Source organism: Bacillus sp. GMa5/1 (assembly GCF_050172015.1).
Classification (GTDB): Bacteria; Bacillota; Bacilli; order Bacillales; family Bacillaceae_G; genus Bacillus_A; species Bacillus_A cereus.
In genome coordinates this window covers 1-22361 of sequence record NZ_JBNLYC010000021.1, presented here as the reverse complement: position 1 = coordinate 22361, position 22361 = coordinate 1, and the positions used below count along the sequence as shown (strand labels likewise).

Sequence of the window (22361 nt, the reverse complement as noted above, 5' to 3'; positions counted from 1 at the left end):
CGGTCAGGTTCTTTTCATTATGTATTCCTTTAAACTTGCAGTCCTCCGCTCACATTTAATACTTCACCTGTAATATAAGATGCGTATTCTGATGCTAAAAAGGCTGCTGCGTTCGCAATATCTTCTGGCGTTCCAATTCTACCAACTGGAATAGCGCCAACCATCTTTTCTTTCACTTTATCTGGTATCGTTTTGGTCATATCTGTATCCATAAACCCCGGACAAATCGCATTACAAGTAATACCGAAACTTCCAACTTCTTTCGCTGCTGTTTTCGTTAATCCTACAACTCCAGCTTTCGTTGCAGCATAATTTGCCTGTCCAATATTCCCCTCTCTACTTATAGAAGAAATATTAATAATTCTTCCATATCCTTGTTGTCTCATATAAAGAAGCGCTGGTTGCATACAATAAAAAACTCCAGTTAAATTCACTTGTAATACTTGTTCCCAAGCAGATTTCTCCATTTTATGTAACATTGCGTCTCTTGTAATTCCAGCATTATTCACCAAAATATGTAATGTACCAAATTTTTGAACCGCATATTCAATTAACGACTTTGCTTCATTTTGATTACTCACATCACATCGATATGAGCACACTTCATATCCTTCATCTGATAACTCACGTGTCGTTTTTTGTAGCGTCTCTTCATTTACATCGCTAATTAATACTTTCGCCCCTAGCTTTGCATAAACCCTTGCAATCTCTTTTCCAATTCCCTGTGCAGCTCCTGTTACAACAGCTGTTTTCCCATTTAAAAACTCCATTCCTATCCCCCATTTCTATTACTTATACTGTATATTTCGGCTTTTTACTTTCCAACTCCTCTTTGTATAAAAAAGTCTATTTGTGTCAAACTAACTTTGCAACGTCGCATAAAGTGAAACTTTAATCAGTGGGAAGTTTGTTCATCCCCCACTGATTATTAGTTGAACCAATCGGGCATTTAATCTCCCACCTAGCTTCTTTGTTCCATCTGAGTTTTAAGGTGGGAGTTTTACTACCCGTTATGCGGGATAAATTGCAAGGAGATTGTGTCGAATGAATAAAAAAAATTTCAAACAAAGCAAAACAACTGATGGCATTGATGTTGAGTTCTCTCGCGAACTCGCTGACCACAATGACTTAGAAGCAAACGCACGTGCAAATGCCGCTGATGCACGTCAAAAGCGCCAATCAACCGAAAAATAAGGTACATCACAACCTTATTCTTTTCAAAAGGGACCTACTACCCAACAAAATAAACCGAGAGACATCTCTCGGTTTATTTTCTATATTTTTTTGCATAATGAGCCAAAGTAAGCAACGGATATATATGAGCATAACTATGATAACGAATATAAAACCCACCTGGTAAACCTGTTCCAGTAGGATATTTTTCATTTATATAAGGGTTGGAGAGCAAATATGAAATACCTTTTCGAATAACTGGCGTTTCTTTATCATAGTAAGAAATGAGGGCATCTAACGCCCATGCTGTTTGGGATGGTGTACTAAATGGCAAAGTAACAAATCTTTTTTCCACACTACTTTGGCAAGATTCTCCCCAGCCACCATCTTCATGCTGTATATGTTCAAGCCATAAAACGGCTCGTTTCAATGATGAATCGCTAGATGGTATTCCTAGTGACCGTAAACCAGTCAACACTGCCCACGTACCATATATATAACAAATTCCCCATTTCCCATACCACGATCCATTTTCCTCTTGTACATTCATTAACCAATTTATCGCACTTTGTTTTTGTTTCTCGGGCAATTCATTTTGCGTATACGTTCCGAAAAATTCTAACACTCTTCCTGTAATATCTGGTGTAGAAGGGTCTGTAATCATATCACTTGCATTTTCGATTGGTAAATTTGCTAATATACGGCTCGTTACCCCTTTTTCAAAAGCCCCCCAACCACCATCATTATTTTGCAATCCTTTAACCCAATTAACCGCTCGCTTCCAAGCATTATCTACATGTTCGTTCCCTCTACTTCGCGCCAATGCTCTTAACACAGCAGTTGTATCATCAATATCTGGAATCGTCGTATTCACATCCGAAAAGCCCCAACCACCCGGGAAGAGATCCGGTGCATGTACACTCCAATCTACTTTCTTCCTTTGCTGTTTTCTTAGTAAATATGCTGATGCATTTTGAATCACTTTACTTGCTTTCGGAACTTGAGCTTCTTGCAAAGCATAACTGAGTAAAGCTGTATCCCATATAGTTGATGGAGAGTTTTGCAAATGGCTCCCTCTCTCCACCTTCCATATATAAGATGTAATTCCCATTATAGCCTTCTCAATAATTGGTGATTGAATAGAATGTCCTAATGCAAGTAAAGCATAAATCATATAAAACGAGGCAGTTGCGTAGCTATATAATGTTCCATTTTCATCAATACGCTCTTTCATAAAACGTTCTACTTCCTCATATCCTTTATGATGCAAAGAAAGTGGATACGTTATAATTTTCTTCACGTCACTTACTAACGTTTGAAAAACTGGAGACCGATCCTCTCGAAACCATTCTCCGCCCCCGCCTGCAATGTGATTTAAATTTGGCAATAACTTTTTCCCTACTCGAAATCTTTTATTTAAACACAACATCATCGGAATTAAATGAATACGTGCTGAGCTACTCAATTCAAATATACTGAGAGGGGAATCATTCTGCAGAAACATAATTGGTGTTGGCAAATGAAAAAGAGAAGGATATTCATATTCTCCATGAATCGCTAATAAAAACTTCGTCATAAAATGAGCACGTGCTACCCCACCGCGCTCATTTATAAACATTTCCGCTCGCTTCATATTCGCATCTTCTTTTGTGTATTTTTCCGATGCAAGTAAGGCGGCATAAGATTGAATGGTAGCTGATAAATTACCTCCCACCTCATCTTCATACAATTTCCATGTTCCTTCATTTGTTTGAAGTGATGCTAATCTTTTCACAAACGGTTCTATCTCTTTATCTCTACCTAATAATTTTAATAAAAAAATCATATGGCAATCTGTTAATGGAGCTCCTTCAAAACAAAACCGCCACGTACCATCTTGCCGTTGCATTGTTTGAAGTGCAGTTGTTCTTCTCGCTATTTCTTCATGCACTTTTTCATATAATAACAAGTTACTCACCCACCCTTTCGAAATCCGTATAACGATATTCAAAAAGGTAGCTGAATATGTATAAAAACAAAGAAAAGCAGAACATATAAAATGTTCTGCTCATAAACAATACCCTACTCCGACAATAATTCCTAATAAAGCACCGACTACTACTTCATACGGTGTATGCCCAACAAGTTCATTTAACTTCTTATATTCTGTTTCTCTACCGTGAAAAAAGTCATTCAATATTTTTGCTTGTTTACTTACTGCAAGCCTTACTCCTGAAGCATCATACATAACAATAATGGCAAAAATAGTAGCAACCGCAAACATCGAGCTTTCCACACCTTCCACTACTCCAACTCCTGTAGCAAGCGCTGTAACTGTTGAAGCATGAGAACTTGGCATCCCACCTGAAGCAAAAAACTTTGCAAAATCAAATTCACCTGTTTTAACTAATTTAAAGACTACTTTCGTTAATTGTGCTAAAAACCATGAAATTACAGCTGCCATAAGCGGATCATTATGTAAAATTGTTTCCATGTTCTCAGCTCCTTACTAGCTATAATGGAAATCCTATATAGTATCAGTATAAAGAAAAATGCGTAGAAAATACTACGCATTATGATACTTTTGCTGATTTATTTTTTATAAATTTCGGTTGTTTCTGCACTAAAAACTTAGTCTTCGCTACCGAGAATACAAATAATGCAACCCATATACAGAAAAATGCAATCATATGAGTAGATGTGAAATGTTCACCAAATACGAATACACCTAAAATTAAGCTAATTGTTGGTGCAATATATTGTAAAAAACCTACCATATAAAGCGGAATAAGTTGGGCTCCTTTTGCAAAATAAAAAAGTGGTAGAGCTGTAACAATACCCGCTCCTATTAATAGTAATGTCGATAACATTGAGATAGAGCCAAATGAGCCGAAACCATGTACTCCTGTCATTACTAGATAAATAATCGCAAACGGCGTTACTAACATCGTTTCCATCGTAAGTCCAATTGTCGCATCATAGTTTAACAATTTTTTCGTTAATCCGTATAATCCAAATGAAAGGGCAAGTGATAAAGAAACCCACGGGATAGCCCCGAAACGTACTGTTAAAATGATAACCCCCACTCCAGCTAAACCAACTGCAACATATTGCCAGAAGTTTAACTTTTCCTTTAAAACGACTGTACCAAGTAAAATACTAATAAGCGGATTAATATAATAGCCAAGACTCGCTTCAATAACATGATTATGATTAACGGCCCATATGTAAACAAACCAGTTTCCACTAATCAAGACTGAAGCTATTGTTAATGACATTAATAATTTAGGTCGTTTAAAAAGATTCACAAATTCCCCAATAAACTGGCGAAACCTCTTCGTAACACCTAATACGAGTAACATAAAAACAAACGCCCAAACGATGCGGTGTGCTAATATTTCATCTGCTGGAACTTCCTCAACCCATTTCCAATAAATCGGTAGGATTCCCCACATCGTGTAAGCACCAGCCGCATATAGTATCCCTTTTTTTTGCTCTGCTGATTGACTCCCCATCTTCCTTTTTCTCCTCTTCTCATTTTTTCTCCATTATACGGTCTCACATGCTCAATTTACCAATAATCAATCTGCATTTCTTTCGACATTTCTCATACAACGAATAATAAACATACCGTTATTACAACAAGTAACGGTATGCCGAAAACAAATTTCTTTTTATGAGTTTTATGATGAAACATATACATGCCAATCCAAGCTCCAACTGCTCCCCCAGCTGCCGCTGATAAAAACAACGTACTTTCTGGCGTTCTCCACTGTTTCTTCTTCGCTTTTCGTTTATCAAGCCCCATAAGGCTAAAAGCTATAATGTTAATAATAAGAAAATAAATCCATTTCATCGCTTTCTCTCCTTATGAAAAATTCGCTTAATGGTAACACGAAAAAACGACGGAAACAACTGAAGAACTCTTTTTATCCAACTAGTTTCATTCCTTTTTCTTAATTAGTTACCTTCATATTTACATAACCAACTAAAATCGCAGTTAAAGCATTTAATATAGAAAAATGTTATGAGCAGAATCCTATATTTCATTACATTCATCCACTACCATATCATCAAAAAAATTGCTCTCAATCACTTTCTCATCAAAACGAAGAACTACAATTAGCCCTACATATAAAGAAACAAAATTTAGAAACCATTCCCCATTCTCATCTTTCTTAGCTAAGCATTTAAATATCTCTTGAAATTGCATACGCTCATCTGTCGCAACAACCGGTCGCACGCCAAAATATTTCAATACAAGATGTAGGTTGAGCTGCACGGATAATGATAAAATATACTTTAATAACTCGGTATAATGAGCAACATTTTTTTGACTATATAACTTCACAAGCTTTGGATGTAAATTCGAAATCGATAATTCCTCGTCAGTCACTCTAGTTACTTCTATCGTTTCCATCATCTTTTTCATATCCATCACATTCACCCCTTTTGAAAAAATTCTAAAGCCAAAGAGTACTTAATTCAAAATGTACAATAATTGTGCGTTTCTCGTCTCTCGTTCTTCCTCACTGACTAAATCATACTTTTTTAGGAGGTGAAAAACATCATTTAATAATTTCTGTGAATGAATACCTTGCAAAAAACTCTTTAACTCTTTAAAAATCCCTTCAGGTAAAAAACTCTTTTGACTTTCAAGCTTATTCATCACATCTTCAATAGAATGATCAATGTTACATGCCATACTAAACTTCCCCCTCTATCCTCTATAAATAATATCCTCAGCTAACGATGTAAACACTTCTCCAACAAGAGAATCTTCATCATATACAGATGAACCATTATTTTCTTCACGTTTCGCAAAAGGTATTTGAGCAATTACTTCTGTTTGCAATTGTTCTGCAAGCATTTCGCCGCCGCCTTTTCCGAAGAGATAATTTTTCGAGCCATCTTGTTCTTCATAATAAGCCATATTTTCCACAATACCTAAAATCTCATGCTTCGTATGTTTTGCCATTACACCGACTCTTGAAGCAACGAATGAAGCTACATTGTGCGGAGTTGTAACAATTATTTCTTTCGCTTGCGGAATCATCGCTGCAACATCGATCGCAACATCTCCTGTACCTGGTGGTAAATCAAGTAATAAATAATCTAATTCTCCCCAGTGCGTATTCGCAAGAAAATTTTGAATCCATTTATTTAGCATCGGTCCGCGCCACATAACTGGGTTATTTCCTTCTGTAAAAAATCCCATCGACATGATTTTAACACCGTGACTAATGACTGGAATTGCCGTTTGATCAATCATCGTTGGTTTCTTATTCGTTTCCATCATAGCTGGAATACTAAAACCATATATATCTGCATCTAATATCCCCACCTTTTTGCCCATACGCGCTAGTGCAGTTGCAAGATTAATTGTCACCGTTGATTTTCCAACTCCGCCTTTTCCGCTCGTTACAGTAATAAAACGTACTCCTGAATCCGGGCGAAGCATGCTCGGCATACCAGTTTCTGTTCTAGTATTTTTCTTTAATTTCTCTGTTAAAGCTGTACGTTCTTCTTGTGTCATAGAACCAAATGTTACCTCCACTTTAGAGGCACCAATTGCGTGAAGTGATTCTTCAATATCTTGTTGAATTTTTGCTTTTAACGGACAACCTTGGATTGTTAGTACTACTTCAAGTTTAACCTCTGTTCCGTTCATTTGTATATTTCTAACCATATTTAATTCTACAACACTTTTGTGTAACTCTGGATCCTCTACATGTTTTAATGCATTCATTATTTGTTCTTGAGTAAGCATAGAACTCATCCCTTCTCTTATTCTAATTTATATACAACATTTTCTTGGCGCTTCATCTGGTGAAAAAGCTTATCATCCACCGCTAACAGGCGGGATTAATGCGACTATATCTCCAGCTTTTATCATCTCTTCATTCATTACAAACTCTTCGTTAACAGCGACCATCACTTTATCCAACGATTGTAAACAATAGCTGGCTTTAAGCCATTCTTTTAATTGTTGCACTGTCATTTCTTGCTTTTCTGAAATCACTAATCGATCCGATCCAACTTCCTCACGCAAATTTGCAAACAATAAAATTATAATCATTTTCTCATTCTTCCTTCTTTGGTTTTCCTTCTGGATATGGTGTATTTTCAAGTTGATCTCCAATCCACATCGTTCCATCTTCCCAAAATTCTTTTTTCCAAATTGGAACAATTCGTTTTATACGTTCAATCGCGTACTCATTCGCTTCATAAGCTACTTTACGATGCGGTGATGAAACTGCAATGACTACCGCAATATCCATTATTTCTAGCCGCCCTACACGGTGCGTAATTGCTACTTTTGTATCCGGCCATCTTTCACAAATTTCTTCTCCAATTCTCATAAGTTGTTTTACTGCCATCGGTTTATATGCTTCATACTCTAAATGTAGCGTTCGTTTTCCTTTTGTTAATTCTCTCACCGTACCAATAAATGTTGTAATCGCACCTGCTTCTCTTCTTGCGACTTTATTCGTTACTTCTTCAACTAAAATCGGATTATCTACAATCTCAAATAGCACTTGTTCCATTAAAACCACCTCTCACTTTATGAAATGTCCAAGGCCATTCACTACCTTCGTTATCTTCTAATAAAAGAACATCGACAAACATATCTTTTTTATATCCTCTTGTCCCGCCCGGCAATACGATAAACGCGTTGGATTCTGCCAATGAAGAAACTGAGCTAGATTTATCAAACCCTGATGGATAAGCGATTAATTTCCCCTCATCATATTGCAATTTTGCTCGTACAAATCTTGTAAATGGATTCGGTTTTAGAAAATCTTCTCCTAATAACGCTTTTTCTCTTTTTAAATGTACTTTTTCACTAAACATATACGTCCGAATACACGGTCTTACGAATAATTCAAACCCTACGTAACAAGCTGATGGATTTCCTGATAAACCAAATAATAACTTGCCATTTAATTGTGCTACAGTCGTAACACTTCCTGGTCGCATTGCAACTTTATTAAAAAGAACAGATGCACCTAACTTTTCGTAAATAGCTGGTAAATAATCATAATCTCCTACTGATACACCGCCCGTTGTAATTAACATATCTACTTGGCCAAGCGCTTCTTTCACAGCTGTAAAACACGTATTAAAATCATCACTAAACTTCCCAAAATATTTTACTCTTCCGCCCGCTCTTCGAATTTGAGACAATATCATGTACGTATTACTGTTTCGGATTTTCCCTGGCTGTAATGAATCATTGACATCCAGTAATTCACTCCCAGTCGCTAACAGTCCAATTACAGGCTTCCTCGCAACTGGTACTTCACTATAACCGAATGTAGCAAGAAGAGCTGAAATACCTGGATTAATGTACGATCCCTTCTTTGCAAGAACTGTTCCTTTACGAGCATCTTCACCTTGAAAAGAAATATTGTCGCCCTTTTTGAATGATCGCTTCACTTCCATATAATTGTTGCCATTCTTCTCATATTGACAAGTCAGCTCTAACATAACAACCGCATCACACCCATTCGGAATTTGTGCTCCCGTCATAATTCGAACTGCTTGAAACGGAGCTACTTTCTCATGGAATAGCGATCCTGCACCAATTTCACCCACTACTTCAAATACAATTGGCGTTTCATAACTTGCTAAATTAGTATCTTCTGCTCGAATAGCAAATCCGTCATATGGCGAACGATTAAATGACGGTACATCATGGTCAGCTACTAAATCCTCTGCTAATATACGTCCATAAGCTAATTCAATTGGTAATAGCTCCTTTAAGCCTTTATCAGCAAATCCCATCACTTTACGAACAGCTTCTTCAACCGTAATTGGCACTCTTCTTTCCATTGTTGACACCCTCTCTATTAACCGAATACGCGATAATATAGTTGTTTCGCTTTCGAAATATCATTTGTACCATGAATAAAAACACGACCATCTCGAAAAACAACCACGCGGTAATCATCGAATTGGCAAGATAGTAAATACGGATTCCGATCTACTTTCCCCAGTTTTTGTAATACTTTTTCTATATCATCAAAATTGTATTTCCTATTGTCTACTGTTCTAATTTGAACTGTATTTCTTCCGCATAAAACAGCTGCTTTCGTTTGATTTTCGTATGATAAATAAGGATAAGTTCGATTTGAACCGCATGAGAGACAAGCGTCTGTTTTTATTTTCCCTAATTTTATAAAATGATTTTGATTACTCCATATATCAAACATGAAAAATGTTTTTCTAATTGCTGAGAAATCTTCCACTAAAATTTTGAGTGCTTCTGCCACTTGATATGCTGCGACGATTTGAACAGTAGGGCTAATAATTCCAGCGGTATCACATGTCACACCTGTAACAGGAATATTTTTAAGCATACAATGTAAACACGGTGTCTCTTGTGGAATAATTGTATAACTCATACCATACGATCCAACGCAAGAACCATATACCCACGGAATATTATGTTTTTGTGATAAATCATTTATTACAAATCGAATATCAAAATTATCTGTTGCATCAATGATTACATCTACATTTTTTAATAGACCTTCCATATTTTCTGAAGTTGCATCCATTACGAAAGCATGTATTTGTACTTCCGAATTAATTTGTTCTAGCCGATTTTTTGCAGCAATTGCTTTCGGCATTTTCTCTCTCGCATTTTGTTCAGAGTACAATTGTTGCCTTTGTAAATTACTCCATTCAACGTAGTCACGATCAATAATCGTCAACTTGCCAACACCTGCACGTACGAAACTTTCGGCACTTGCACTTCCTAATGCGCCTGCCCCTACAATTAACACATGTTTATTTCGAATTTTTTCTTGTCCTTTACTCCCAATTGGTTTGAACAACTGTTGTCGTGAATACCGATCAGCCATTACATACCCTTCCTCTCAAGAACTCTATTTCATATTAGAATGTTGTTTCTGATAACAAGCAAAGTAAGCAAAACCAACAAACCCCGCTCCTCCAATTACATTTCCGATAAAAACAGGAACAAAATTTTTAGCCAAATCCATCCACGTTAGATGACCAGCAAAAATAACAGCGGAAATGACAAACATATTTGCTACTACTTGCTGAAATCCAATCACTACAAATGCCATAATTGGAATCCAAATTCCGATGATTTTTCCGACAAAATCACTCGTCCCGTAAGCGAGCCAAAGAGCAAGACAAACGAGCCAATTACAACCAATTGCTAAAATTAAAGTTCTCCCAAATGATTCATGTAACTTCCCTTCCGCTATCGCTACCGTTTTATTTAAATACTCTCCCTCTGTTAATCCGCCAAGATGCCCAAAGCAATACGCAACGAAAATTGCCCCAATAAAATTCATGAGAGTAATCCAAACCCAGTTATTCAGTACGCTTATCAATGTAATTTTCTTTGCATAAAGCGCCATAGACAGTGACATCATATTTCCCGTAATTAATTCTCCTCCTGCTAATACTACGAGCATGAGTCCAACAGGAAATACTGCTCCTCCTAAAACATTCACTAGACTTCCCCAGCGCTCAGGTAAATTCCCTAAAACTCGAATGTTAAGTAAAAAACCTATCGCAATAAACGCTCCTCCTAAAAAACCGAGAATAAGCATCGCTGGCAATGTCTGTCTTACTTTTTGAACACCGGCCTCAATGACAAGCTCAGCAATTTGTTCCGGCTTATGAAATGCCATTACCCATTCCTCCATTTTCTCCAAATAAAAAAGCAGCTTCAAAAAATCTCCTCAAAATAAAGGTTTTTGAATGCTGCTTAATTTCTCTGCACATCTTTTACAGAGATATCAATCATCACTTTTACTATAAAATAGAAAATCCACAACTCTTGTAAATTTTCCATTTTTCACTATGAAGCTAGCTTTATATATTAACCACCGATATGTGACATTTCAATTTTAGGTATTGTTTTCTTATTTGTATGATTTAAGCGTTCATCTGAATAACGATCTTCCCTATTATTCCATATATCGCGTACTACATCTGTAATGTCCTCATCTGTATGTTCAGAACGAAGCAATTCTCTTAAATCATTTCCTTTAGAAGCAAATAAGCAAGTATATAATTTTCCTTCTGCAGAAATACGAGCTCTCGTACATGATGAGCAAAAAGAATCTGTTACTGATGAAATAATACCTATTTCCTCATCGCTTCCTATATAACGATACCTAGTAGCCACTTCACCAGAATAATTTGCTTCTATCCGTTCTAACGGCATAACTTGATGAATCGTATCTACTATTTCTTGTTTAGAGACGACCTCTTTTAAATCCCAACCATTATAATTTCCAACATCCATATACTCAATAAAACGAAGAATATGCTTATTTTCCTTAAAATATTGCGCCATCTGCAAAATGTCCTGTTCGTTTTTTCCCTTTTGAACGACCATGTTTATTTTAATTTTCATTCCAACTTCAGCTGCAGCCTGTATTCCTTCCAGAACCCTTTGCACTTTGCTCCTATTACCATTTAAATAGAAAAACCGCTCTTCTTCTAAGGAATCTAAGCTAACTGTTACACGTGATAGTCCCGCCTTATATAAATCAGGAGCAAACTTTTTAAGTAACGATCCATTGGTTGTTAAACCGATATCTTCTACACCATCAATTTTATTAAGGCGCTCAATAAGCTTTGGAAGCCCTCTTCGAAGTAACGGTTCTCCGCCCGTAATCCGTAATTTTCTCACACCTAAAGAAACGAAAATACGTGTTATCCTTTCAATTTCATCAAAAGATAAAATTTTATCATTAGACAAAAACGAGTAATCAGGACCAAATATTTCTTCTGGCATACAATATCGACAGCGAAAATTACAGCGATCAGTAACTGAAATGCGTAAATCCTTTAACGGACGTTGCAACTTGTCTAATGTAACTGATTTCATCTTCATTGCCTCACTTTTATTTTATATTTAAAACACGTTCTGGATGGGTATATACATTTAAGGAGTGATTACGAATAAATCCTATTGTCGTAATACCTAAATCTTCCGCTAGTTGCAAAGCTAACTCAGTTGGAGCTGATTTTGATAGTATAATTTCACAACCGATTTTTGCAACTTTCAATAATATTTCCGAAGAAATACGACCACTAAAAACAATGATTTTATCTTTTATAGAAATATCGTTTCTTAAACAATAACCGTAAATTTTGTCTAATGCATTATGCCTACCAATATCCATTCGACTTAAAATAATACCATTCACATCACATAAAGCTGCATTATGAACCCCACCAGTATGATGAAACGTATCCGCAGATTGCTGCATTTCTTTCATTAACCGAAAACAATCCTCTGCAGCAACCTGTACATGGACACCCTTCATTTTTTTTGCACTTAGTGCATCATTTGCAAAAACAAACCCTTGCCTACTCATACCACAACAAGACGTAATATAGCGTTTATTTTGCATTTGTTCATAATACGGATTTACTTTTGTCGTTGTTACATGCACAAATCCTTCTTTCTCCTGCACCCATACACTATCAATATCTTCATACTTCCGAATGATTCCTTCAGACGCTAAGAAGCCTATTACCATATCTTCTATATATTCTGGAGTACTAACCATTGTAACAAACTCCTGTCCGTTCATTTTAATGGTGACAGGAAACTCTGTTACAATGCTGTCCTCTATATGTTTAAATGCTCCTTGTTCATAACGAAAGATTTCTCTTTCTACCTGTATCGGTTTCACGATCAGTATCCTTCTCTCACGTTATATTTTTATCAAAAACAAATACAGAAACTGCAATATCTTCTTCTACTTTCATATCTGAAAACAAATTCACTAATTTCGCTCCAACAAGTTCCTCCAAATGTTCACGTGAATTCACAGCATACACCTCTTGAATCATTTTCGTTCTAGCCATATGAACCATTTCCGCACCGTCCATCGTACTTGAAATAAATTTTTCAGTAGGTGTTAAGTTTCCATAAAGAGTCGCTATAGCCATATTTTCTGCAAAAACAGTATGAATTCGTTCTGGTCCTTTTCCGAAAAGTTCTTTTCGAAGTTTTCTTATCATATCATTAAATTCATGTACTTTTTTTGACATACAATCATACCTCCCAAAAGCCTCATTTTACTTTATTATATATTTTACCAAAATGAGCCTTCCGCCCAAACTATTTCGTACAAATATTTAGGCGGAAAGGTTCACTTCATGAAGTTTATTCGTCTTTTAACCCTTTCCCCATACCTTTTAAGAAATGAAGCCCAAACCCGATAGCACGGTTAATATCTGGGTCTTTCAATACTTTCATAAGATCGAATACCCCTACTTTTTTATTACTTTCTAGATGTTCATTACCTTCTTCTAGCCCGACTAATAAACTACCTATAAGCTTTTTCGTAAGTTCTGGGTCAAGTTCAGTTAACGCCCCTGCAGCACCCATCATATTATTAATTAAATTTGTAACAGGCTCACGAGTTACTTGACCTAGAACGATCTTTGCAATTGGTTCTTTCGCTTTCAGCATAGAATTTGCAGCTTCTAGCATTCCAATGTCATTTAATTCCCCTACTATATTAAACATCTGATTTAGAGCTTCTTCATTATTAGTTAAAAGCTCCTTTAAATCATCTAATTTTTGCTGTTTTATTTCTTCCTCAGTTAATTCTTGTTTTTGAATCATTTTTATAGGTGCAGCCATAGTTTTCTCCTCCTACTTATCCGTTAAATGCACATACCCTGGACGTGCCCACTTACGATGTACCTCAATGCCAGCTTGAGGGTGACGTTTTTTATTGCGTGGGTTCGCTTTTGGCATCGGATTTTCGCCATCAACTTCTAACACTTCCATACGCACTTTCGTTTGTTTATACGCAGGTGTATTCGTACGTACATCCACAGCAGGACCTGTTAAGAAATTAATTGCCGTTTCGTTATCTGTAGAGTTCATCGGTAAATATAACTCATTCGCTTTTACACGATCTGTAACGAGTGCACGTAATTTTAATGCTCCAAAAGGAGAGACAAGACGAACTAACGAACCTGTTTTTACGCCACGTTCTTTTGCAAGGTCTGGAGAGATTTCAACGAAAACACCAGGTACTTTCGTTTGAATACCTGTTGATTTATTTGTCATATTCCCTTCATGGAAATGCTCAAGCATACGACCGTTGTTAATGTGAAGGTCGAACTCAGCTGGAAATTCAGCTGGACGTACCCAGTCAGCAATCGCAAAACGAGCTTTTTTATCTGGGAAGTTAAATCCATCTTGGAACAGAAGTGGTGTATTTGTTCCATCAAAACTTCCCCAATGGAAACTGTTCCATCCTTCAAGCACTTCATAGTTCGCTTGCGAGAATAATGGTGATAAACTTGCCATTTCAGCAAAGATTTCACTTGGGTGGCTATAATTCCAGTTTGCCCCTAGTTTATTCGCAACCTCCTGGACGATCCACCAGTCTGGTTTCGCGTCTCCTAGCGTAGGAAGAACTTGATATAATCTTTGGACACGGCGCTCTGTATTTGTGAAAGTACCTTCTTTCTCAAGAGATGGCGCTGCTGGTAATACAACATCTGCATATTGAGCAGTTTTAGAAAGGAAAACATCTTGCACAACGAAGAAATCAAGGCTCGACAACACTTCATGTACATGATTTGCATTAGAATCTACAAGAGCCATATCTTCTCCGACAAGATACATTGCTTTCATTTTTCCTTCGTCAATTGCGTGAAGCATTTCAATATTATTAAGACCTGGTTCACTATCAATTTTCACTCCGTAAGCAGTTTCAAATTTCACACGTTCCATTTCGTTAGTAACGTGCTGATATCCTGGAAGCCATCCTGGTAAAGTACCCATATCACAAGCACCTTGTACGTTATTGTGACCTCGAAGTGGGTATGCACCTGCTCCTGGACGACGATAGTTCCCTGTTGCAAGAAGTAAGTTTGAAATTGCAGCGGAAGTATCAGAACCACCTGTATTTTGCGTTACCCCCATACCCCAAAGGATACATGTACCATCTGCATCACGAATCATTTCAGCCATTTGAATAAGTGTTTCTTTTGAAATACCTGTTACTTCTTCTGCATATTCAAGTGTATATTCTTCTAGGCTCTCTTTGAAATCTTCAAAGAAGTTTACATTCTCATTAATAAATTCCTGATCATGCCAACCTTGATCGATCATATATTTCGTAACAGCCATTAACCATACTTGATCTGTTCCTTGTTTTGGACTAATAAAGACATCTGATCGCTCTGCCATTTCGGTTTTACGAAGATCAGCTACAATTAACTTTTGTCCGTGTAATTTATGTGCACGTTTAATACGTGTAGCTAGAACAGGATGACCTTCTGTCGGATTACATCCCACAATAATAACAAGACCAGATTGCGCAATATCTTTAATCGTTCCGGCATCACCGCCCATACCAATTGTACGGAACAAACCATCCGTTGCTGGTGATTGGCAATAACGTGAGCAGTTATCAATATTATTCGTTCCAAATACTTGTCGAGCTAATTTTTGAATTACATAATTGTCTTCATTTGTAATTTTAGAGGAAGAAATAAATCCAATAGAACCTTTACCGTACTCTTCTTTAATAGCGCCTAATTTATTTGCAACTACATTCAGTGCTTCTTCCCATGTAGATTCAACAAACGTTCCATTTTTACGAATTAAAGGTTTTGTTATTCGTTCTTTAGAATTTACGAAATCCCAACCAAATTTCCCTTTTACACAAGTGGAAATTGCGTTAACTGGTGCATCTGAAGATGGCTGTACTTTAAGGATTTTACGCCCCTTCGTCCACACTTCAAACGAACAACCTACACCACAAAATGTACATACTGTTTTCGTTTTCTTCGTACGAGTATCACGCATGGCCGCTTCCACTTCTGATACCGCAAAAATACCGCTATACCCAGGCTCAACTTCTTTAATTAAATCTACCATCGGTTCAAGAATATCTGGTTTTAATCCCGTCATAAATCCAGCTTCACCGAGCATCGTTTTCTCCATTAAAGCGTTACAAGGACAAATCGTTACACATTGACCACAGCTAACGCATGAAGAATCATTAATATTTACTCCTTCATCCCAAATAACTCGTGGGCGTTCCGCTTCCCAGTCTATCGATAACGTTTCATTTACTTGTAAGTTTTGACACACCTCAACGCATTGACCGCATGCAATACATTGATTAGGATCATAGCGATAAAACGGATGCGTCATATCAACTTCACTTACATCTACTTTCGGTTCATACGGATATTTTTGATGTTCGATTTCCATTAATTCTGCTGTATTATGCAGTTTACAGTTCCCATTGTTGTTGTCACATACTGTACAGTATAATAAATGATTTTCTAGTAACCGATCCATCGCCTCTGTTTGTGCTTCTTTTGCGCGAACAGAAGCACGTTCAATGTTCATACCTTCCGTTGCTATCGTCGAACAAGAACGCATTAACTTTCCGTCAACTTCTACAATACAAGTGTCACATGTTTGAATAGGATCTACTTCTGGCACGTAACAAATTTGCGGATGTTCAATCCCGTTCTCATTAATAACACCCAATATCGTCGAACCAGGCTCCGCTGTATACTTTTTTCCGTCAATTGTAATATGAACCATGTTGTCATTCATGGTCTTTCCCCCTTTTTGAGAATAAAAAAACTCCACCACGAAAATATACGCACCACATTTTTGGCACGCTATCATCATGGTGGAGTAGTTTATTAGCACATCTTGCTAAAATACCAATCCATTTATTCATAAATAAAACGATAGATTCATAACAGGTCATATCACGATTCCATCTTTAACACTATAATTATAGCGTTAAAGTTAAAAATATACAATATAAAATTTAAACTACGCATATGTCAGCTTGTAACTATCCATAATAACCCATATAAAACATAACAAGGAGTAAGCGAACAAATGGGGTCTTTTAATAAATGGATTCGTGGTGAAAAATCTTTTTCTACCAAAGAGCAAGCTAATCACACATTAAATAAATCTATCTCTTCTTCCCTTTCCCTTAATTTAAAGCACTTGTCCAAACTGTTTAGCGGTATTCCAGAATTAATAACACGCACTTTTCCATTAAAAAACGGACAGGAAGCTGCACTTATATATATGGAAGGACTTGTAGACAAAACTGTTATTAACGTAAACATTCTTCGTCCTCTCTTATTTAAAGAGTGGAATGAAGACGATTTTTGGGAAGCCTCTGTTTCTATCGGAAATATTAAAAAAGTTCAACAGTGGACAGACATTGAACAATCTCTTTTACACGGCAAAAGTATTTTATTTATAAACGGGCAACTATCCGCTTTAGAGCTTGATACGCAAGCGGCACCAAAAAGGAGCATTGAAGAACCTACAACAGAGAGCTCCATAAAAAGCTCACACGAAGGATTTAATGAAGTAGCGAGCGACAGCCTTGCACTTATTCGTCGATATATTCCAAATCGCGAATTGAAAGTGAAGGAATTCACTGTTGGTGAACGAGCTACTTCAAAGGTTTTTTTGCTTTATCTAGCAGATGTTGCGAACGAAAATGTCGTAAAAGAAATGGCATCCCGTATCGAGTCAGTAAAAGTTGATGCGATTCTTACTACTGGTGAATTAGAGGGATTTGTTGAAGATAATTCCTTTACTCTCTTTCCGCAATTATCAATAACTGAACGTCCTGACACAACAGCACATCATATTCTAGATGGGCGAATTGCCGTTATTGTAGATCGCTCACCAGGCGTATTAATAGGACCTATGACCTTTTCATCCTTTTTTCAGACGATAGATGATTACAGCTTCAGACCTATGATTCCATCTTTTATACGACTCCTTCGTTTCACTGGACTATTTATTGCAATATTTGCTCCTGCTCTTTATATTGCTATGATTTCCTTTCATTATGAAGTAATTCCACTTAAATTATTGTTAACAATTGGAGAATCTCGAGCCAAAATTCCTTTTCCGCCTATATTAGAAGCACTTTTGATGGAATTAGTACTTGAAATGCTACGCGAAGCTGCAGTTCGACTTCCCGGTCCCGTCGGACAAACAATTGGCGTCGTAGGAGGGATTGTTATTGGACAAGCTGCAGTTCAAGCAGGAATCGTAAGTAATGTTATGGTTATCGTCGTATCTATTACCGCAGTCGCTTCTTTTATCATTCCCAATCTGGAAATGTCAGCAGGAGTTCGGATTCTTCGCTTTCCAATGATGATAATCGCTTCTTTATTCGGAGTCATTGGAATTATGGTTGGAATGTCAGTTATCATCATCCATATTCTTTCTATGGAATCACTTGGTGTTCCTTACGGTAGTCCTTTTTCTCCATCATTTGCTACGGATTTAAAAGACGTTCTTGTGCGTTTGCCATGGAAACTAATGAAGAAACGACCACTATCCCTTAACTTAAAACAAGAAAATCGACAACCGGATATAGAAGAAAAGGAGGAAGATAAGTGACAAAGCGTGTAAAGAGGGAGATTAGTTTATTTCAATACATTTTAACGATTAGTGGTGTTCAAGTAGGATTCGGTGTACTTACACTGCCACGTGAAGTGGCCCAAGGGGCGAATACAGATGGCTGGATGTCTATTATTATAGGATGCGCTATCACTACTTTAGTCAGTCTATGTATTGTAAAAATCATGGAGAAGCATCCTGGTTACCATTTACTTGATGTGCTAACTCGTTATCTTGGAAAATGGTTAGGAAGAGTAGGAATGATTTTTTGGATTTTATATGCTGTTCTTGCAGCGGTTTCTTTAATTTTTTCCCTCTTATACGTTATTCACATTTGGATTTTGCCTAGATCTCCAATGTTTTTAATCATGATGCTATTATCTATTCCAATGGTAATGCTCGCATGTAAAGGTGTTCTTATTATTAGCCGCTATGCTGTTTTTACTGTCTTATTTACACTCTGGATGCCATTACTATTATTTATCCCACTTAAAGATGGGCATTGGATTTATCTTCTTCCTCTCCTTAAAGAGGGATGGATACCAGTTTTCAACACAGTAAAATCAACTATTATTGCCTTTCTCGGATTTGAGTTTGCATTCGTCCTTTATCCTTACCTCAGTAATAAATCATCTGCAAAAAAAGGGATTGTTCTTGCGAATTTGATTACTTTATTCGTTTACCTGCAAGTGACGTTCGTTTCTTTCCTTTATTTTAGCCCAGATGGTATAACTAAGTTTTTATGGCCGACTCTTTCTCTTGTTACACCATTTCACTTCTCATTTCTTGAGCGATTTGAAATTATCTTTTTGTCATTTTATCTCTTTATTATTTTTGATTCTTGCATTCCTTATATTTTTACTGCTTCAGATGGAATCAATCAATTACTTAACAAAAAAAGGAGTTCATTACCTATTTATGGTTTATTATTCGGGTGTATCTTCATCTTATTCTTTTATATCCCTTCCTCTTACCAAATAAGTGCGTTGCGAGAATTTTGGGGAACTGCAAGTTATTTTATCGTTTTTCTATTCCCGGTCGTATTTCTCTTATACATGACACTTTATCAGCATTGGAAAAGGAGAAGAGTTTAAATGAGGCGCTTTATTCATTTCACTATACTTTACTTTCTCATAACCTTTTTAACAGGCTGTGGAGATCGACTCGACTTAGAAAAACAATCGATTTCATTAATTTACGGCTTTGATGCAAAAGCAAAAGGAAAATTAATTGTGTACCACGTAAATCCTATTTTTAATGAAGATGTAGAAAAAAAGTACGAAACACATGAAGCGAAAGTACGTACACCTCGAGAAGCAAAAGCAACGTTTAATAGTTCAAGTGGCGGTTTAGTATCTACAGAAAAGTTACAGCTCATTTTATTTAGCACAAATTTTTTAAAACAAGAAGGGGCTATGCCTTACCTTGATGTTTGGTATCGTGATCCTAAAAACACTGGAAACATGCGCATGGTTGCAGTAGACGGTCCAATTTCTTCAGTTATATATAATAACTTTAAAGATAAGCCTGCCCTTCCCGAGTATTTAACAGATTTAATTAATACGAACAAACTGTACAATCGGACCGTTTTTACGACATTCCATGAATTTCACAGGCAAACGTTTAATAAAGGTATAACACCTGCTATTTCAGAAATAAAAAAAGGTAAAAAGGATGTTATCGTTACTGGTTCCGCGCTATTAACTTCTCGCGGAATTTATAAAATGTCATTAAATCGTTATGAAAGCGCCCTTCTTCTTTTGTTACAAAAGAAAGCGAATACACCGGTTTCGCTTACATTGAAAATCCCTTCTACTTCAGTTGAAAGTAATAGTGATTTAAAAGATACCGATGGCGGCGATTTCGTAACAATAAATGTTCTTAGCATGGATCGTGATATCCATACAGATTATAGCGATAACCACTTCAAATTTCATGTTAAAATGGATTTGAAAATTGCTGTCTCTGAACTTACATTCAATATGGATATAGACAAAGATAGAAAGAAATTAACTTCTCTTATTACAAAACAACTAAACAAAGATTTGAACGATTTAATCCACAACATTCAAAAACAGCAACTTGATCCATTCGGATTTGGTGATTATGCGAGAGCGTTTCAATATAAAGAATGGAAACAAGTCGAAGATGATTGGCCGTGTGCCTTTTCAAAAGCTAATGTGAAAGTGGCACCAACTATTAAAATTTTAGAAAATGGGATTATTAAATAGAAAAAACACGCTACTTGTTCTTATATGAATAAGTAGCGTGTTTTCATTTCCATTACAAGTATTATTTCAATGGACTATACTTTATTTCTATTTCTAACATTACTATGTTTTTTAGCATATACAAAATATATGAAAACCCCTATTATAATCCATGCCACAAAACTAATTAAAGTAAGCTTAGAAAGGTTCAATGCCAAATATATACAACTTACTATTGAAACGATAGGTAAAAAAGGTACTAGAGGGGCACGGAATGGCCTCTTCATATTAGGATGTGTCTTTCTTAATACAATGACAGCTATAGATACAAACACAAATGCTGTTATCGTTCCCATATTCACTAAATTAGCTAATAAATTCAAATCCACTAATCCCGCTAATAAAGCTGCTAGTATACCTGTAACCCACGTATTAAAAAATGGAGTTTGTAAACGTTTATGGACACTTGAAAGTCTTTTTGGTAACAGTCCATCTCGACTCATCGAGTAAGATACACGAACAAATGCAAACATAGCTACTAACAGAACTGTTGTTAGACCTGCTATCGCTCCCACCGATAACAACCCAGCAATTCTATCTTCTCCTACAGTGCGCAACGCATATGCAACCGGATCAGCAACATTTAATTCCGTAAACGGAACCATTCCAGTTAACACGAATGAAACACCTACATATAGAACCGTACAAATGAACAAGGAAACAAGTAGCCCAATTGGCACGTTACGTTGTGGACGCTTCACTTCTTCTGCGGCTGTTGCAACTGCATCAAATCCTAAAAAAGCAAAAAATACAGTAGCAGCGCCTCCTACCACACCGTGAAAACCAAACGGTAAAAATGGTTGCCAATTCTCTGGTCTTACATATTGTGTCCCTACAACAATAAACCCTACAATAACAGCCAGTTTAATAATAACCATTATATTATTTATTCGTGCACTTTCTTTTGCACCACGGCTTAATAAAAATGTAACAACTAAAATAATAAGAACTGCTGGTAAATCAATGATTCCACCCTTCCCCATTCCTGGTGCCGAAGCAAAAATGGTAGGAATGTGAATATTAAAACCTAGTAGCAATGACTGAAAATATGCTGACCAGCCTGCTGCAACCGCAGAAGTCGCTAATAAATACTCCAGCATAACACACCAGCCAACTATAAATGCAAAAATCTCACCTAGTGTCATATATGTATATGAATATACACTTCCCGAAACTGGAACTGTAGATGCAAATTCAGCATAACAGAAAGCTACACATGCACATATAATTGCCGCTAATACAAAAGATAATACAATCGCCGGACCAGCATGTTTCGCTGCTACAATACCAGTTAATACGAAAATACCTGTACCAATAATTGCTCCAATACCTAAAAGAGTTAAATCAATCGCTCCTAAAGTTTGATTCAATACTTTTTTCTTTTCTTCATCCATTGCTTTCTTTATGAAAAGACTCATTCTTTGAAACCTCTTTTTCAAGTTTATCTCTTACTTGTTACATTCTTTATTACTGTTCTATTTTAAAAATAAAAATAT

The 22361-nt window shown here is 36.5% G+C and carries 23 protein-coding genes; 4 read left to right on the top strand and 19 right to left on the bottom strand.

All coding sequences use genetic code 11. From position 1 onward, the window contains the following. Nucleotides 1–29: 29 nt before the first annotated feature. On the bottom strand, nt 30–770 hold the full coding sequence (fabG, locus tag ACQGSG_RS08015) for a 3-oxoacyl-ACP reductase FabG (RefSeq protein WP_000395043.1): 741 nt from the start codon (nt 768–770) through the stop codon (nt 30–32). 274 nt (nt 771–1044) lie between these two features. Between fabG and ACQGSG_RS08010 the strand changes: the two genes are divergently transcribed. Continuing rightward, nucleotides 1045–1194: a YfhD family protein gene (locus tag ACQGSG_RS08010; protein ID WP_001035818.1), complete on the top strand. Its 150-nt coding sequence runs from the start codon at nt 1045–1047 to the stop codon at nt 1192–1194. Nucleotides 1195–1267: 73 nt separating this feature from the next. Here ACQGSG_RS08010 and ACQGSG_RS08005 read toward each other — a convergent pair whose 3' ends face one another. The 17 genes from ACQGSG_RS08005 to fdhF form a co-directional block, all read right to left on the bottom strand. Next, nucleotides 1268–3121 carry a terpene cyclase/mutase family protein gene (locus ACQGSG_RS08005; protein WP_000928151.1) on the bottom strand — a complete coding sequence of 618 codons (1854 nt, stop codon included), beginning with the start codon at nt 3119–3121 and terminating at the stop codon, nt 1268–1270. A 99-nt stretch (nt 3122–3220) separates the two neighbouring features. Then, nucleotides 3221–3646 (bottom strand): divergent PAP2 family protein, encoded by a 426-nt coding sequence (locus ACQGSG_RS08000; RefSeq protein ID WP_000447820.1) that lies wholly within the window; start codon nt 3644–3646, stop codon nt 3221–3223. Between the two features lie 79 nt (nt 3647–3725). Next, nucleotides 3726–4667: an EamA family transporter RarD gene (gene rarD, locus ACQGSG_RS07995; protein WP_000535537.1), complete on the bottom strand. Its 942-nt coding sequence runs from the start codon at nt 4665–4667 to the stop codon at nt 3726–3728. A 92-nt stretch (nt 4668–4759) separates the two neighbouring features. Beyond that, complete coding sequence (locus ACQGSG_RS07990; protein WP_000871346.1) at nt 4760–5008, bottom strand: DUF1294 domain-containing protein; 249 nt, start codon at nt 5006–5008, stop codon at nt 4760–4762. A gap of 183 nt (nt 5009–5191) precedes the next feature. Next, the gene (locus ACQGSG_RS07985) at nt 5192–5590 is read right to left on the bottom strand and encodes a hypothetical protein (protein WP_325842475.1); all 399 of its coding nucleotides are present in this window, start codon (nt 5588–5590) and stop codon (nt 5192–5194) included. A 42-nt stretch (nt 5591–5632) separates the two neighbouring features. Then, complete coding sequence (locus ACQGSG_RS07980) at nt 5633–5857, bottom strand: hypothetical protein (RefSeq protein WP_000752380.1); 225 nt, start codon at nt 5855–5857, stop codon at nt 5633–5635. Nucleotides 5858–5872: 15 nt separating this feature from the next. Then, nucleotides 5873–6922: a P-loop NTPase gene (locus ACQGSG_RS07975; protein ID WP_000957509.1), complete on the bottom strand. Its 1050-nt coding sequence runs from the start codon at nt 6920–6922 to the stop codon at nt 5873–5875. 72 nt (nt 6923–6994) lie between these two features. Continuing rightward, nucleotides 6995–7231, bottom strand: a complete 237-nt coding sequence (moaD, locus tag ACQGSG_RS07970) for a molybdopterin converting factor subunit 1 (RefSeq protein ID WP_000583943.1) — start codon at nt 7229–7231, stop codon at nt 6995–6997. Between the two features lie 4 nt (nt 7232–7235). Beyond that, nucleotides 7236–7700 carry a molybdopterin synthase catalytic subunit MoaE gene (moaE, locus tag ACQGSG_RS07965; protein ID WP_000438664.1) on the bottom strand — a complete coding sequence of 155 codons (465 nt, stop codon included), beginning with the start codon at nt 7698–7700 and terminating at the stop codon, nt 7236–7238. Beyond that, nucleotides 7681–8988: a molybdenum cofactor synthesis domain-containing protein gene (locus tag ACQGSG_RS07960; protein WP_325842476.1), complete on the bottom strand. Its 1308-nt coding sequence runs from the start codon at nt 8986–8988 to the stop codon at nt 7681–7683. The genes moaE and ACQGSG_RS07960 overlap by 20 nt, the downstream gene beginning before the upstream one ends. Before the next feature lie 17 nt (nt 8989–9005). Continuing rightward, entirely contained in the window at nt 9006–10022 is a 1017-nt protein-coding gene (locus tag ACQGSG_RS07955) for a molybdopterin-synthase adenylyltransferase MoeB (protein ID WP_000785270.1), read from the bottom strand. A 24-nt stretch (nt 10023–10046) separates the two neighbouring features. Then, the gene (locus ACQGSG_RS07950; protein ID WP_000863998.1) at nt 10047–10826 is read right to left on the bottom strand and encodes a formate/nitrite transporter family protein; all 780 of its coding nucleotides are present in this window, start codon (nt 10824–10826) and stop codon (nt 10047–10049) included. A gap of 191 nt (nt 10827–11017) precedes the next feature. Continuing rightward, on the bottom strand, nt 11018–12034 hold the full coding sequence (moaA, locus tag ACQGSG_RS07945; protein WP_000844124.1) for a GTP 3',8-cyclase MoaA: 1017 nt from the start codon (nt 12032–12034) through the stop codon (nt 11018–11020). A 16-nt stretch (nt 12035–12050) separates the two neighbouring features. Then, nucleotides 12051–12848, bottom strand: a complete 798-nt coding sequence (fdhD, locus tag ACQGSG_RS07940) for a formate dehydrogenase accessory sulfurtransferase FdhD (protein WP_000802689.1) — start codon at nt 12846–12848, stop codon at nt 12051–12053. Between the two features lie 16 nt (nt 12849–12864). Further along, nucleotides 12865–13209 (bottom strand): DUF2294 domain-containing protein, encoded by a 345-nt coding sequence (locus tag ACQGSG_RS07935; protein WP_000039583.1) that lies wholly within the window; start codon nt 13207–13209, stop codon nt 12865–12867. A 115-nt stretch (nt 13210–13324) separates the two neighbouring features. Beyond that, nucleotides 13325–13807: a DUF1641 domain-containing protein gene (locus ACQGSG_RS07930; protein ID WP_000729897.1), complete on the bottom strand. Its 483-nt coding sequence runs from the start codon at nt 13805–13807 to the stop codon at nt 13325–13327. Between the two features lie 12 nt (nt 13808–13819). Then, nucleotides 13820–16759: a formate dehydrogenase subunit alpha gene (gene fdhF, locus ACQGSG_RS07925; RefSeq protein WP_000999399.1), complete on the bottom strand. Its 2940-nt coding sequence runs from the start codon at nt 16757–16759 to the stop codon at nt 13820–13822. 297 nt (nt 16760–17056) lie between these two features. Here fdhF and ACQGSG_RS07920 point away from each other — a divergent pair, with 297 nt between their 5' ends. The 3 genes from ACQGSG_RS07920 to gerSC are packed head-to-tail and all read left to right on the top strand — an operon-like array spanning nt 17057 to nt 20826. Beyond that, on the top strand, nt 17057–18595 hold the full coding sequence (locus ACQGSG_RS07920) for a spore germination protein (protein ID WP_000534506.1): 1539 nt from the start codon (nt 17057–17059) through the stop codon (nt 18593–18595). Beyond that, nucleotides 18592–19689, top strand: coding sequence for an endospore germination permease (locus ACQGSG_RS07915; protein ID WP_000167069.1), 1098 nt, complete (start codon nt 18592–18594; stop codon nt 19687–19689). The genes ACQGSG_RS07920 and ACQGSG_RS07915 overlap by 4 nt, the downstream gene beginning before the upstream one ends. Then, on the top strand, nt 19690–20826 hold the full coding sequence (gerSC, locus tag ACQGSG_RS07910; RefSeq protein WP_069605282.1) for a spore germination protein GerSC: 1137 nt from the start codon (nt 19690–19692) through the stop codon (nt 20824–20826). A 74-nt stretch (nt 20827–20900) separates the two neighbouring features. Here the strand turns inward: gerSC and ACQGSG_RS07905 are convergent, their stop codons facing one another. Continuing rightward, nucleotides 20901–22283 (bottom strand): APC family permease, encoded by a 1383-nt coding sequence (locus tag ACQGSG_RS07905; protein ID WP_000051652.1) that lies wholly within the window; start codon nt 22281–22283, stop codon nt 20901–20903. Nucleotides 22284–22361: the final 78 nt, after the last annotated feature.